Annotated in this window: 13 protein-coding genes; 1 reads left to right on the top strand and 12 read right to left on the bottom strand. The window is 62.1% G+C overall.

What is annotated here, in order from left to right; genetic code table 11:
• Window positions 1–9: 9 nt before the first annotated feature.
• From E0L93_RS12375 to E0L93_RS12385, 3 genes are read right to left on the bottom strand one after another with little or no spacing between them, the layout of a single operon-like run.
• Window positions 10–738: a creatininase family protein gene (locus E0L93_RS12375; RefSeq protein ID WP_132692455.1), complete on the bottom strand. Its 729-nt coding sequence runs from the start codon at window positions 736–738 to the stop codon at window positions 10–12.
• Between the two features lie 60 nt (window positions 739–798).
• Window positions 799–1,716, bottom strand: a complete 918-nt coding sequence (locus E0L93_RS12380) for a phosphotriesterase family protein (protein WP_132692456.1) — start codon at window positions 1,714–1,716, stop codon at window positions 799–801.
• 45 nt (window positions 1,717–1,761) lie between these two features.
• The gene (locus tag E0L93_RS12385; RefSeq protein ID WP_207890479.1) at window positions 1,762–2,076 is read right to left on the bottom strand and encodes a PTS sugar transporter subunit IIB; all 315 of its coding nucleotides are present in this window, start codon (window positions 2,074–2,076) and stop codon (window positions 1,762–1,764) included.
• 88 nt (window positions 2,077–2,164) lie between these two features.
• Here E0L93_RS12385 and E0L93_RS12390 point away from each other — a divergent pair, with 88 nt between their 5' ends.
• A complete protein-coding gene (locus tag E0L93_RS12390) occupies window positions 2,165–3,190 on the top strand; it encodes an aldo/keto reductase (protein WP_132692384.1) in 1,026 nt (341 codons plus the stop codon).
• Between the two features lie 18 nt (window positions 3,191–3,208).
• On the opposite strand, the gene E0L93_RS12395 is transcribed toward E0L93_RS12390, so the two are convergent.
• The 9 genes from E0L93_RS12395 to E0L93_RS12435 form a co-directional block, all read right to left on the bottom strand.
• Entirely contained in the window at window positions 3,209–4,168 is a 960-nt protein-coding gene (locus E0L93_RS12395; RefSeq protein WP_132692386.1) for a YhfZ family protein, read from the bottom strand.
• A gap of 204 nt (window positions 4,169–4,372) precedes the next feature.
• A complete protein-coding gene (locus tag E0L93_RS12400; protein ID WP_132692388.1) occupies window positions 4,373–5,884 on the bottom strand; it encodes a tripartite tricarboxylate transporter permease in 1,512 nt (503 codons plus the stop codon).
• Window positions 5,885–5,896: 12 nt separating this feature from the next.
• The gene (locus E0L93_RS12405) at window positions 5,897–6,430 is read right to left on the bottom strand and encodes a tripartite tricarboxylate transporter TctB family protein (protein WP_165874346.1); all 534 of its coding nucleotides are present in this window, start codon (window positions 6,428–6,430) and stop codon (window positions 5,897–5,899) included.
• Window positions 6,431–6,516: 86 nt separating this feature from the next.
• The gene (locus E0L93_RS12410; RefSeq protein WP_165874347.1) at window positions 6,517–7,479 is read right to left on the bottom strand and encodes a Bug family tripartite tricarboxylate transporter substrate binding protein; all 963 of its coding nucleotides are present in this window, start codon (window positions 7,477–7,479) and stop codon (window positions 6,517–6,519) included.
• Between the two features lie 150 nt (window positions 7,480–7,629).
• Window positions 7,630–8,730, bottom strand: a complete 1,101-nt coding sequence (locus tag E0L93_RS12415) for a zinc-dependent alcohol dehydrogenase (protein ID WP_132692394.1) — start codon at window positions 8,728–8,730, stop codon at window positions 7,630–7,632.
• A 64-nt stretch (window positions 8,731–8,794) separates the two neighbouring features.
• Window positions 8,795–10,123, bottom strand: coding sequence for a Tm-1-like ATP-binding domain-containing protein (locus E0L93_RS12420; protein WP_132692396.1), 1,329 nt, complete (start codon window positions 10,121–10,123; stop codon window positions 8,795–8,797).
• Window positions 10,123–10,791: a class II aldolase/adducin family protein gene (locus E0L93_RS12425; RefSeq protein ID WP_132692398.1), complete on the bottom strand. Its 669-nt coding sequence runs from the start codon at window positions 10,789–10,791 to the stop codon at window positions 10,123–10,125. Before E0L93_RS12425 ends, E0L93_RS12420 begins: the two co-directional genes overlap by 1 nt.
• Before the next feature lie 22 nt (window positions 10,792–10,813).
• On the bottom strand, window positions 10,814–11,716 hold the full coding sequence (locus tag E0L93_RS12430) for a creatininase family protein (protein ID WP_165874348.1): 903 nt from the start codon (window positions 11,714–11,716) through the stop codon (window positions 10,814–10,816).
• A 54-nt stretch (window positions 11,717–11,770) separates the two neighbouring features.
• Entirely contained in the window at window positions 11,771–12,814 is a 1,044-nt protein-coding gene (locus E0L93_RS12435; protein ID WP_132692399.1) for a LacI family DNA-binding transcriptional regulator, read from the bottom strand.
• Window positions 12,815–12,858: the final 44 nt, after the last annotated feature.

Genomic DNA, 12,858 nt, shown 5'->3' on the forward strand with positions numbered 1-12,858 from the left:
AGATAAGAATTACCGGTCCTGCCCTCCCCCTTGCGCCAACTCAAACCCTTCTCGAATCCCAGCCGAGATGCTCTTCACGAATACGTCCAGCATCCGCCGTCCCTTTTCGGCGGTGGCCCTCGTCGGGTCGCCGTAGACGCCGCTCTCGCTGAGCTCCCCGAGCGAGAGAGTGGAATTTCCGTAAAGAGCCGGCTTCTCCGGGTACTCCGCAACCGCTCGCTCCATCCGGACGTGCTCCGGGTAGAGCGCGAGCATAAGGGACGTCTCAAACTCGCAAGCGTGGATCATGCCGTGCCAGCTCCGGGAATCGCAGTGCTCCTCCATCACCTGCGCGAGCTCGGGGTAGAAGAAGTAGATCACCGGCATATCGAGCTCGTCCTGAAGTTCGCGAGCCGCGTACTTCATGGAAGCGTTGTTGGCCTCGTGGCCGTTTATCAGGGCGAGCAGCTTAACGCCGTAGCGCGAGACGCTGTATGCCGCGTCCTTGATCACGGCCTCTACGTGGTGCTGCTGCAAGGAGACCGTGCCAGGTATCTCCCGCCACACCCACGAGTAGCCGAAGGGCACTGCGGGTAGTAGCAGAGCCCCCGTCTCCCGGGCCACAAGCCGCGCCAGCCCCTCCGCGAGGAGGGTGTCCACCCCCAGAGGCAGGTGAGGCCCGTGCTGCTCCGTAGCACCCAGGGGAAGTATGGCTACGGGGAAACGTCCCACAGCCTCCTCAACCTTATCCCGGGTCATGTACTGGATCTCTCCGACCTCTCTCACAGTTCGCCCACCTTATTTCACTCCGGGTTCGGATCAGAACTGCGCCAGCCACCGGGCAGGGTTAGCAACGAATATCTGCTCTATGCTCTCCTCGCTAATCCCTTCATCACGCAATCTAGGTATGAACTTGGTGAGTATGTAGCGGAAGCCGGGCCCGCCTCCGTATGCGTGCAGATAGGACCGGCGCCCCATGTCCCCGGAGATCAGAAGCCGCGCTCCGTATCCGTGCCCTAGGAGGTTCTTGATAAGATCCACCCTCGTGCTGTCCGGGTAGTACTTGACCTTCCCGGGACCATCGAACTGCACGTAAGCGCCCCTCTCGGCGAGCTTGAGGTGGTAATAGGGATCCGCATTGCGGTCTGAGTGCCCCACAGCGACCCTGCTCAGGTCTACCCCCTCCTCTTCCAGAATGTCGAGCATCTCCAACCCCATGGTGCCGGCCTCCGTATGAAGCCAGACAGGAGCCCCTGTCTCGAGTTGAGCACTGGCAACGGCCCGGGTCACCTTCTCTTCCAAAGGGTGGATCACGTTGTACCAGGAGCCGGACTTGAGAACTCCAGCCCTGATGCCCGTTGAATCCACCCCCTCACGCACCTCCCGTATCAACAGATCCGCTATCTCCTCAACAGACTTCGCTTCGACCCAATCAGGGAAGTAAATGTGCTTGTTGAAGCCGGTGGTGGCTACGACGTTGATGCCGGCAGCTTCGGACATCTTAGCGAGCAGCTGCACGTTCCTCCCGTAATCCAGGGTGGAGGCTTCAACAAGCGTCCTCCCTCCAGCCTCTCTGAAGTACACAAGCTCCTGCAGGGACTTGTCGTAGTCGCTCAGCTCGAGATCCCGGTCCTCCTGAGACGCCGGCGGAACGGCAATGAGATGCTCGTGACTGTAGACTACGCCCAGTTGTTCCGCCTCAACGTCTCCGAGCACGGTTCTTGCTTTGCCGCCGATGCTAACCTCCTCCCGAATTTCAGGATCTACGCGCACGTCATACCACTACTCTCCACCCAACTCTTTGAGCACCGGGAGTACCTTGCGCTCCAGCTCACCCTTATCCACCAGATTGCTCAAGCCAACCACCGGCACGGATGAGCCGGAGAGCTTGTCGGCTATCTCACTGGACGCCACGATGAGATCCGCCTCCCGCCCCTTCGCCGAACCCAGATCTACAGCCTCCCCCCTGACCTGAATCCCGTGCTTTCTGCCCAGCTCCTGCACGTTCATCAGCATCATGAGACTCGTCCCAAACCCCATCCCGCAGACGGCTAAAACGTATACTTGCCCGATCTCTTCCTCCTTTCTTAGCTTCACACAATATACAAAATAATGTAGATTGCTGTAAAGGTCAGCGGGATAGCATGAAGTGGTCGGGGGCTGTAGATTTGAGGAAGGGAGCGGCATGCGGTACAGGTTGTTGGGGCGCAGCGGGCTGAGGGTTTCGGAGATATGTCTGGGTACGGCGACGTTTGGTTCGGGCAGGGCTGGCGAAGCGGGCAAGGATGAGAGTAAGGCTATCTTCGAGATCTTTGCGGAGGCTGGCGGAAACTTCATTGACACCTCCAACCGCTACGGCAGGGGGAAGAGCGAGGAATACGTCGGCGAGCTGGTGGCAGGGGACAGGGAGAGGTTTGTTCTGGCGACCAAGTACACTCTCTCCACGCGCGGAGAGGATCCAAACGCGAGCGGGAACCACCGCAAGAGTCTGGTGCGGGCGTTAGAGGGCAGCCTGAGGCGCCTCAGAACGGAGTATGTGGATCTCTATCTGGTACACGCCTGGGATTTTACGGTTCCTGCAGAAGAAGTGATGCGAGCTCTAGACGACGTTGTCCGGGCGGGCAAGGTCCTTCACGTCGGGGTCTCCAACGCTCCGGCCTGGGTGGTATCGCGGGCCAACACCCTGGCCGAACTTAGAGGCTGGACGCCGTTCGTGAACCTGCAAGTGGAGTACAGCCTCATCCAGCGAGAGCCGGAGCGCGAGCTATTACCGATGGCCAAAGATTTGGGCATAGGTATCACGGCCTATTCTCCTCTCGGAGCGGGATGGCTGGCGGGTGCGGTTGGCGGTCCCCCGCCCGGCGCCTATCGGCTCTCCAGGGTCGGACGCGAGGCCGACGAGAGAAACGCCCGTATAGCGGCCGAGGTACGCCGGATAGCCTCAGAGGCGGGACGGCCGCCATCTCATGTCGCGCTGGCCTGGCTCAGGCAACAATATTGGGGCATCGTGCCCATTATGGGAGCGGTAGATGCCGGCCAGATGCGCGAGAACCTGGCCTGTCTAGACTTTAGCCTCTGCGAGGAGCATCGCGCGAGGCTAAATAAGGCAAGCGCTATCGAGCTCGGATATCCCCACGACCTTCTGGCAAGAGAAGATACCAGAAAGCGTATTTATGGCGATCTCTACGACCCTCTGGATCCCAGCCGGTAAAAGTGACGGGCCTCTGCTTCAGAACAGGGGCACACGCTTGCCTTCGATCACCTCGTCTCTAACCCTCACTAACCCTCTCTCGTCTACCACCTCCGCGAAGAGGGAGCCGGTAGCCGCGTTGTCCTTCGCGCCCACCACCGCTAGCGCGCTCAGATCCTGCGAGATACGGCGGGCCGAGTCGCTGCGGATGGGCAGGAAGCTCAGTGTTTGGGAGGCGGCCTCCACGCGCCGGGTCGTTCTGCGCCAGACGGCCGCATCGAGCGTCCCTTCCAGGATCAGATCGGGGATCATATGGTAAGGGCTCGGCACGAACTCCACCGGAGCCTGATCGAACTCCAGACGGGTGATCTCCGCGTGATCCCAAGAGGTTTCGTCAATACCCACGCGCCGGATCGTGCCCTCCGCTTCTCTTCGCACCAGAACGGTCAGCGAATCGGCGGCGTAGAAGGTGTTGGCGCCACAGCCAAGCAGCACCTTCAGGTCCGGCTCTTGAGAGCAGACCCTCTCAGCTGAGAAGCGCGAGAGCACCACGAAGTCTGCGCCGGATCTCAGGTACTCGATGCGGCGTCTGGCACCGTTTAAATGCAAGAGGTTCAGCGGGATGCCCGCGTCTTTGAACAGCTGCGTAAGAGCGGTAGCTATGCCCTCGAACTCTCCGGAGTCGGGCAGCGGCATCACACCGGTCACTGTCCCCAGACCGCTAACCGCCCACAGACGCCGCAGATCCTTCTCGAGTAAGTAAGTGCCCAGATGTCCTCGGCTTTCGAGGATGATAGCGCCCATCCCCTCCAGCGTCTTGAATGCCTTCTGGACCGTTCCCTGGCCCGCCCGCAGGAGGCGCGCATACTCGCTCGTGGTCTTCAGCCTGCTTCCCGGAGCAAGAGAGATCAACTCCCGGGCCACCTCCCGGCATATCAGGCCGTTCTTCTCCAGCAGACCGAGCATGGGGTCGAAAGCGGCATCAACTCCGGGTGCCACACTTCTCCCTTCTGAAGCGCCGCCGGAGCACCATTGCGGTCTCTGGCGGCAACCCGCCTATCGCAGCAGATGATCGAGTTTGCCCCGTCGGATACAGCTTCTTTACTTCCTGTCTTTTGAGTCTCGCAAGGACCAACTTCGTTTAGCGTACAGTTTAATGCACGCTGCGGTAGCGTCCACAGCGGGACCAGGAGGGTTCGGTTTTCAGGAGCCTCGGTGCAGAAGCCGCCCTGCCAGGGAGGATGCCGCCCTGCGGATAAGCGGACTAAAGAGCACCAGCAGGGCCAGCACAAGAAACGTCAGGCTGAGCGGACGGGTAACGAACACCGTCGGGTCACCGCCGGATATTACCAGAGCGCGGCGAAACTGGGCCTCGAGTATCGGTCCCAACACGATGGCCAGCAGCACCGGGATAACAGGGAAGCCGAACTTACCCATCAGATACGCCAGAATTCCGAAGAAGAGCATTGTCCATACCGCAAGCATGGTGTTATCCACGGCGTACGAGCCCGCCACGGCCAGCGCCGCGATAACCGAGAGAAGGTAGGGGCGCTTGATCTTGAGAACCTGGACGAAGAGAGGGATCAAGCGCAGCTGGGTCACCACAGTGAATACGTACGCCACCAAGAGCGAGAGGTAGACGCCTAGGATGAAGACGGGCTGCTCCTGGAAGAGGAGCGGTCCCGGTTGCAAACCGTGGATGATAAGCGCCCCCATGAGGACGGCAACGATCGGATCGCCGGGTATGGCCAGGGTAAGCATGGGGATAAGCGCGCTGCCCGTGACCCCGTTGTTCGCGGCTTCAGGGGCCGCCACCCCCCTCATAACGCCCGTACCGAACTTCTCGGGCTCTCTTGAGGCACGTTTCTCCCGATCGTACGCCAGGAAAGCAGCTATCGGCCCGCCCGTTCCTGGTACTATGCCGATAGCCGTCCCGATAAGCGAACCGCGCAGGAAGGTGGGCAGCAGAGACCTCGCTTCCGCTCTGCTGGGCAACTTCGCCGTGACCCTTCTGGCCACCGCCCGCGTGCCTGTACGAAGGCGCGGCTCCAGCTCCTCAAGTATCTGCGGGATGGCGAACAACCCGATCATCGCCGGAATAAGCGAGACCCCGGCCTGCAATGCGATCTGGTCGAAGGTGAAGCGGGGGACGCCCAGCATGGGATCCAAGCCCACCGTCATGAAGGCAAGCCCGATCAGGCCCGCGATTATGCCCTTAATCACCGACCGTCCCGAGACCCCGATTATGATGCTGAGGCCGAGCACCACGATGGCGAAGAGCTCAGCAGCGCCCAGTTTCAACGCGAGAGCCGCCAGTTGGGGAGCGATGAGGATGAGCGCCAACAGGCTGACCATCCCCCCGAAGAACGAGGCCATAACGGCTGTGCCCAGAGCCTTGCCTCCCTCTCCCCTGCTCGCCATCGGGTGCCCGTCGAGGAGTGTGGCCGATGCTGAGGGAGTGCCCGGTATCCGGAGCAGAATCGCTGTCACCGAACCGCCCGTTATCCCTCCGACATGAACCCCTAGCAAGAGCCCGATAGCCGGTGCGGTAGGGAGCATAAACGAGAAAGGCAGCATCAACGCCATCGCCATGGTCACCGTCAGACCCGGGATCGCGCCCATCACGATGCCGAACAGGACGCCGGCGAAGATGGCCAGCAGCGTCATCGGGTGACCTATATCCATGAGCGCTTGGCTGAGGTTCTCCAGGAGCATGATAGACCCTGCCTACGGTAAGCGAATCAGCAGCAGGTAATAGAAGACCAGATAGATGACAGCCGTGGCACCAGCAGACAACCCCACGATAACTTTCCAGCTCCGCACCCCGTAAGCGAGCAGCAGGAGTGCGAGCAACGCAGGAGTTGCCACGAGGTAGCCAACCGCCTCCAGCGCCCAGCCGTAGCTAACCAGAATGGCGATGCCCACAATGGGGAACAAAATGTGGGGAGCGAGGCGCTGTTTTCCCGCCTCAGCGGATCTGTCTTCTTCTGATTCGTTCCTTGAGGTTACGCCTTCCTCCAGATCAACTTCAGGCTCTTGCTTCTCCTCAGAGCCTGCATCCTCCGCCTTTATCAAGCTCCTGACAAGCAGGACGAACGAGGCAATCCCGATAGCAACGGCTACTAGCAAAGGGTATATCGCCATACCAGGCGCTCGCTGGACGTGCTCCTGAGGGAGTTGGCCGGCCTGGTACGCGAACAGGCCGGCGAACCCGAGCAACAGCACCGCGATAATGGCGTCCTGATACTTCCTCAAGGTCATCGGCGTCCCCTTATCAAGGCGGCAGGCGGGAAAGGGCGGTGAAGGATCCGTAGCTCCATGCCGCCTTCTCCCACCTCTCCGGTAGCTCAGTTCTCCTCGGCAGCCGCGGCAATCTCGTCTATCTGCTGCTGCATGTCCGCAATAAACTCGGTTGCCTCCTCGCTGCCCATGATCCTGACATCGGCGCCGGTATTCCGGGTAAACTCGGCCCATTCATCGGTCTCCGCCGCCTGCGTAAAGGCGTCCTCAAGCCTCTGGATGACCTCCTCGTCCGTACCCTCCGGGAGGGAGATGCCCCGCCACTGCTCCAGGACTACGTCAACTCCCTGCTCCTGAGCCGTCGGGACGTCTTCGAAGGTCTCGATGCGCTCGGGGCTGGTGATCGCCAGGATACGTATGTCCCCGGCCTCGTACTGCGACATGATCTCGGCCGGATGCTGCACGCTGGCGTCTATCTCTCCGCCCATCACGCTCGCTATCGCCAGACCATCGCCGAACGGCACATGCTCGAACTCCACGCCAGCCTCTTCAGCCAGAGCGACGGCGGTAAGATGAGTGGTGCTGCCCATACCCGAGTTACCCACCGTCGGCGTCCGATTCCGAGCGTCAGCGATGAAATCCTCAAGGTTCTCCCACTCCGAGTCTGCCGCTACCGCAAGGGTAACCGTCTCGGTGCTGACTATAGCTACGTGCTCGAAAGCCTCGTAGTTGAAATCGATATTGCCTGCGGCCGCCAGGGTATTCAGGGCCGCCGAGGACCAGATAGCGGTGTACCCGTCATTGGGCGCGTTTACCACCTCGTTGTAGGCCACGGCGCCCCCGCCACCGGTGACATTCCTCACCTGGATGCTCTCGCCGAGCTCCTCTGAGGCCAACTCAGCTATCTGCCGGGCAGCTACGTCTGCCGCACCTCCCGGGCCAAACGGAACGATCAGTTCGACCGGCCGGCTCGGGTACTCGGCACCGGGCCCGCACGAGAACGCCAGGAGCGCAATCACCAGCACTCCCAGGGAAGCCGCAAGGCTCCGTCTCAATCTTATAACGCTCACAGACATCACCCCTTCTTGCTCTTCCGCTGCGCTTACCCTCCCCCCACCCAGACCTCAGATCACGCCCGTATTGGGCTCAGCCTTTCCGGAGAATTGCTCTAACCCTGAGAACTCTCCCAGTTTGGCATTCTGAGGGCTTCACATGCGTCCCTACGGGACGAGCACAATCTTCAGGGGATCTCCCTCCCGCTCGCGCATGACCCGGAAGGCCTCCGTTATGTCCTCCAGGGGATACTCGTGGGTGACGAGACCCTCACCGTGCAACCGGCCCTGCGCGGCGAGCGAGACCGCGCGCTTGACGTTGTTGCCGCCCTCACCGCGGGTGGTGTACAAGGTGATGTCGCTCCGGACGACGGCGCTCAGATCCAGGGTAACCGGTTCCTTGTAGAAGGCGACCACCAGTATCTTGCCGCCGCGCTTGGTCACCTCCACACACTGTTGCGGGGCATTCGAAGCTCCGGAGCACTCGATAGCGAGATCTACGCCCGCGCCCCCCGTAAGCTCCAGAATAGCCTCTACCGGATCCCGCTCGCGCACGTTCACGGTATGATCGGCGCCGAGCTTGCGGCCCACCTGGAGGCGGCTCTCCCGGGTTCCGACCAGGATCACTTGGTTGGCTCCCAGCTGCTCGCACGCCTCCACGGTCATAAGCCCCACGGGGCCCGGGCCGAAGACTGCCACGTCCTGCCCGGCAATGTAACCGCCGGCGGCATCGAGGCCGTAGAGCCCTGTGCCGGCCGTGGTGATCAGGACGGCGTCTTTGTGGGAGACGTTGTCCGGGAGCTTGTACAGGGAGCTCACGTGGTGAACTACGTACTCGGCGAAACCGCCGTTGGTGGTCATGCCGGTGGCGCGATGTCCCTTCTCCCTCTTACCGTAGTTCAGGCAGGCGGTATACTTGCCGACCAGGCAGTTGTCGCACCGGCCACACCCGTGGTGAGCCTCGATGCAGACCCGGTCCCCCAGCGCAAACTCGTCTACCGATTCCCCGAGAGCCACGACGGTGCCGGTCCACTCGTGCCCCGGCGTGAACTCGCCGTACGGCGGCGTCTGGGGAAAGTGACCGTCATAGATCTTGAGGTCGGTCCCGCAGGTGCCGCACATGGCCACCTTGACAAGCACCTCGCCAAAACCGGGCTCCGGCACGGGCTTGTCTACTACCCGCATGTCCTGGGGACCGAAGAGCACCGCCGCGCGCATGCTCTCAGGCACGCTGTAGCTCGGCTCCTGCTCTCTAGTCGGTATCGTCATGGACGACTCCTCCTTTCGCTCTCGAAGATTGGCTCAAGGGTTCCCCCTCCCTGGCAAGCCAGACCTACTCTAAGAGCCAGCGGTCATCAGGCTCCTCCTTTCCCGATTCTCTAACCACAGTGGCTCGCTGCTCGCCGCCGGCTACGCCAGACCTCTCCGGCCTAGATCCAGACTCCAGGAATCCCAACAGCGTGTCCGCAGCAAGCTCGGCGAAGTTGGGATCGTTTATCACCGCATCCACCTCGCGCAGGGAGATAGCCGGTTTGACGCGCTCCCGCAGAACCTCGACGAGACCGCGATTGGCCTCCGGGTCATGCAACACGCCGCCGGGGCTACCCACTTCGGACCAGCCTCGCAGCGGTATCAAGATCGCAACGGGCCCGCGGGCGGCGTTGAGGCGCTCGGCCATCGTCTCCCCCACTCGCCGCAGCTCCTCCCGGCTTGCCCGCACGTTGGTGTTGTAAGGGTTGTGGTAGTGAATCGCCCGACCCCGCAGGCGGGGTGGTATCGTCTCCGGGGCTCCGAAGCAGAAGTACTCCAGACCTCCGGGAACCACAACCTGAGGGATGCCCCGGCGGCCGGCTGCGGTCAGCCGTCCCGGACGCACCGGCGCGTAGATATCCTCCGGGTACAGCTCCCCGAGCAGCTCGTGTGTCGTGAGATCCAGCACCCCCTCGATCTTCCCCTCGTCCACCAGCCGCTCCATGGCAGAGCCGCAGGCACCGGAGGCGTGAAACGGAACCACATGATGACCCGCTCCGGTCAGGCGCTCCATAGCGACAACCACCGCTTTGTGGGTGTTGCCGAAGGCCGTTATTGAAACAGATCCCGGCTCCTGTTCCGCAGCAATACGTTCTGTTGCATCGGCCATGCCGGCGACTGCCGCCGCGGCTTTTTCGAGCACCCGGCTGGTCACAGGGTTCGGCCCGCCGAGGAGATCCCCGACGGAGAACATCATCGCGATGTCGCTGTCTCCGACATAACCGCGCACATCTCCCGAGGCTACGGTAGAGACGATCACCTTGGGCGGCCCTATGGGCAGGGCCCGCATGGCTATGGAGGCGATCGCCGTTCCCTGGTTACCTCCGGCTGCGATGACACCCGCGAGCCGACCGGCCCGGTATCTCTCGGCGAGCAGCTTCCCGGCGCCCGATCCCATCGCCTCCATAGCCTTATCCCGTCGCCCAGCGGCGCGGAGTTCGGCCACGCCGGTACCGGCGGCGGTCGCCACCTCGTCCGCCGGGATCCCGGCGAGCCCTTCGGGGGCATCGCCCAACCCGACATCTACCACGAGAGTAGACCAACCGCGGTCCTGGATGAGATCCCGCAGGTAAGCGGCCTCGCCCGCCTTGGTGTCCAGCGTCGCGAGTATGGCGATGGCGCGAGATTCCATCAGCCACCGCCCTCCGCAGCAGCTCTCTCTCCGGCGAGCGAGACCCCTCTGTCCGGCCCGAGTGCCTGTACCTGCGCCGCCAGAAGGGCAACTTTGGCCGTATCCTCTAGGTACTCGGCCCGGTAGTAGGCCGTGCGCAGGTCCGGACCAATGGCGATGATCCCGTGCTCGCGCATGAGCGCGACGCGGAGATCTCTATCTGAGAAAGCTCCGGCGACCAGGTCCGCAAGCTCCTGAGAGCCCGACGGTGCCAGCTCTACAAGCCCTATCTTACGCAACACGCCCCGGGCGGCCGTGTGAACCAGCGGAGGGGTGCGGTTTGCGACCGCCCACGCCGTGGCGTATGGAGGATGCACGTGCACGACGCCGCCGACCCCGGGGTTCTGGCGGTAGATGGCCAGGTGCCAGCGAATCTCCTTGGAGGGTTCCCTACCCGCCTCTAGCACGTTACCGTCTAGGTCGAGAAGTACGGTGTCGGCCGTGTCCATATCCCCCTGGTTGACCCCGGTAGCCTTTATCAGGACGGCGTCGGTGCCCGGTATGCGCACGCTGTTGTTGCCGCTGACGCCGACTACCAGCCCCCGCTGATACGCGCGGTGGGAGATCTCCACCAACTCCTCGCGCATCAGGCGAACAAGGCCGTTCGCCGGTCCTGGATTGGTAGCCACTCGAGCCCTCCAGAAGTCTCTCTTACTGCGCTCCGTAGGAATAAGCCCGCTCCGGGAAGTCGCTCTGCTTGATCTCAACCTCGAAGTTGCGCACCTCGTTCACGTAGTCGGTCAGGTGCCGGGCCATCCGATCGAACATAGCCAAGCCCTTCTCCTTAGTCGCCCGGAAGGGATTGCCGATCACAGCCGTGTCGCAGTACTCGTGGTGCTCCATCGGAACCCAGATGTTCTCCGATCCCTGAAACTCGACCGTTCCCGTGCCATCGCGCTTGGAGAAGGCATCCCCCATATATGCCGGCGCGTGGGCGCGGTCCTTCACCGCCCGGTCCATGTTTACCAGCCCCTCTGCAGTAGCCATCAGGCACGCGGTCTCGAGCTCGCTGGAGTGCCAGCCCGGCGTCTCCTCGGGGGGGTTGTCAAAGAGATCCTGAACCACGGTGGCCTCGCGCTCGGTCGGCGTCTTGTAGAAGGAGATGAACGCCCCGGTGTGGTAGCGCAGAGCCCGCATGATCTCGTCTATGGGCTTCGTATTCGAGCCGTGGTGGCTGATGAAGATGATCTTCTTGAAGCCGTGGTAGATCAGGCTCCGCGCCACATCGTGCATCACCCGGCGGTAGGTCTCGGCGGCGAGCGTAATGGTCCCGGCCCCCTCCAGATGCCGGCCCATGTGGTGCGGCGAGTACCCGAACGGCATCAGCGGCGAGTACATGACATCGGCTGCCTCGGCCGTGCGCTCTACCACCTCCATGGTCACGTAGCTGTCCGTCCCGAGCGGGATGTGAGCCCCGTGCTTCTCCGTGCTCCCGAGCGGGACGAGCACCACGTCCTGACCGTCCTCCTGAAGCCTCTCCTCAACCTCAGCGTAAGACATGGTCAGCAGGTTGTGCTTGCGCGCGGCACCCGCATCGTTCGTCCGATAGTCCACTCTTCCTCCTTCATCTCCTCTGTGTGCTTCCAGGGCCAGCCGGAAAAACTGCCTCTAGATCTTGTCTTCCACCCCTCCCTTCCTGATTGGCGATCCGTCAGACCGCGGCGGCGGTCCGGAGGAATCCCTGACCACTAACTCTGCAGGTAACCAAGTAACCCGGGGACATTCCTTTCCGGAGATAAGCTTCAGTATCAGCCGCATCGCGGATGCCCCCATCTCGTAACCCGGCAGCGAAACGGTAGTAAGCGCGGGCCGCACGTACGAAGCCATAGTGATGTCGTCGAAACCGACGATGGAGACCTCCTCCGGCACCTCCATGCCGAGATCAAAGGCCGCAGCCATGGCCCCTATAGCCATGCGGTCGTTAGCCGCGAAGATCGCCGTCGGCCTTACGCTCCCCTGTAGCAAGGAGCGCGCCGCCGAGTAGCCACTCTCCGGCTGGAAGTCACCCTCACGCACCAACCGGTCATCGCGCTCGATGCCCCGCCTCCGAAGGGCTTCCCTGTATCCGTTGAGCCTGTCCTGCACACTGGTCAGGCTCAACGGCCCACTGATAAACGCTATGCGCTCATGCCCCAGCTCTACCAGATGCGAAGTAGCCTCATAAGCAGCCCCCACGTTGTCTATCTGCACCGACGGGAACGGCAGGTTGTGCCTCCCAATCACCGCCGCCTCGATATCGAAATCCGAGAGCACCTGAGAGACCGGACTGAAATCCGTCCCTCCCCCGGCGATGATGATGCCGTCCGCCCGCTTCTGCAGCAGCACATCTACGTAGTGCTCCAGCTTCTCGGCCCGCCGGTTGGTGTTGCAGAAGATTACCGAGTACCCCTCTCCCGACGCAGTAGCCTCAACGCCGAGAGCCAGCTCCGGATAGTAAGGGTTAGTGATGTCCGGGATCACCAACCCCACCGTACGGGTCCTCTTGAGATGCAGCCCTCGGGCAAGATCATTGGGCCGAAAGCCCAGCTCCTCTACGGCCTCCAGTACCCTCTGCCGGGTCTCCGGCTTGACCGGATAGCCGGTGTCGTTCAACACCCTGGAGACCGTGGATATGGAGACCCCTGCCCTCTGTGCTACGTCCCTGATATTCATCCTACCCTCGCTTATAGAAAAGCTTTTCAGAAAAGCTTTTCTAC

The organism is Rubrobacter taiwanensis (assembly GCF_004337705.1).
GTDB classification, from domain to species: Bacteria; Actinomycetota; Rubrobacteria; order Rubrobacterales; family Rubrobacteraceae; genus Rubrobacter_C; species Rubrobacter_C taiwanensis.

Coding starts and splice junctions, on each gene's coding strand:
- E0L93_RS12375 (WP_132692455.1), bottom strand. CDS start 738: ATGACCCGGGATAAGGTTGAGGAGGCTGTGGGACGTTTCCCCGTAGCC.
- E0L93_RS12390 (WP_132692384.1), top strand. CDS start 2,165: ATGCGGTACAGGTTGTTGGGGCGCAGCGGGCTGAGGGTTTCGGAGATA.
- E0L93_RS12400 (WP_132692388.1), bottom strand. CDS start 5,884: ATGCTCCTGGAGAACCTCAGCCAAGCGCTCATGGATATAGGTCACCCG.
- E0L93_RS12405 (WP_165874346.1), bottom strand. CDS start 6,430: ATGACCTTGAGGAAGTATCAGGACGCCATTATCGCGGTGCTGTTGCTC.
- E0L93_RS12415 (WP_132692394.1), bottom strand. CDS start 8,730: ATGACGATACCGACTAGAGAGCAGGAGCCGAGCTACAGCGTGCCTGAG.
- E0L93_RS12420 (WP_132692396.1), bottom strand. CDS start 10,123: ATGGAATCTCGCGCCATCGCCATACTCGCGACGCTGGACACCAAGGCG.
- E0L93_RS12435 (WP_132692399.1), bottom strand. CDS start 12,814: ATGAATATCAGGGACGTAGCACAGAGGGCAGGGGTCTCCATATCCACG.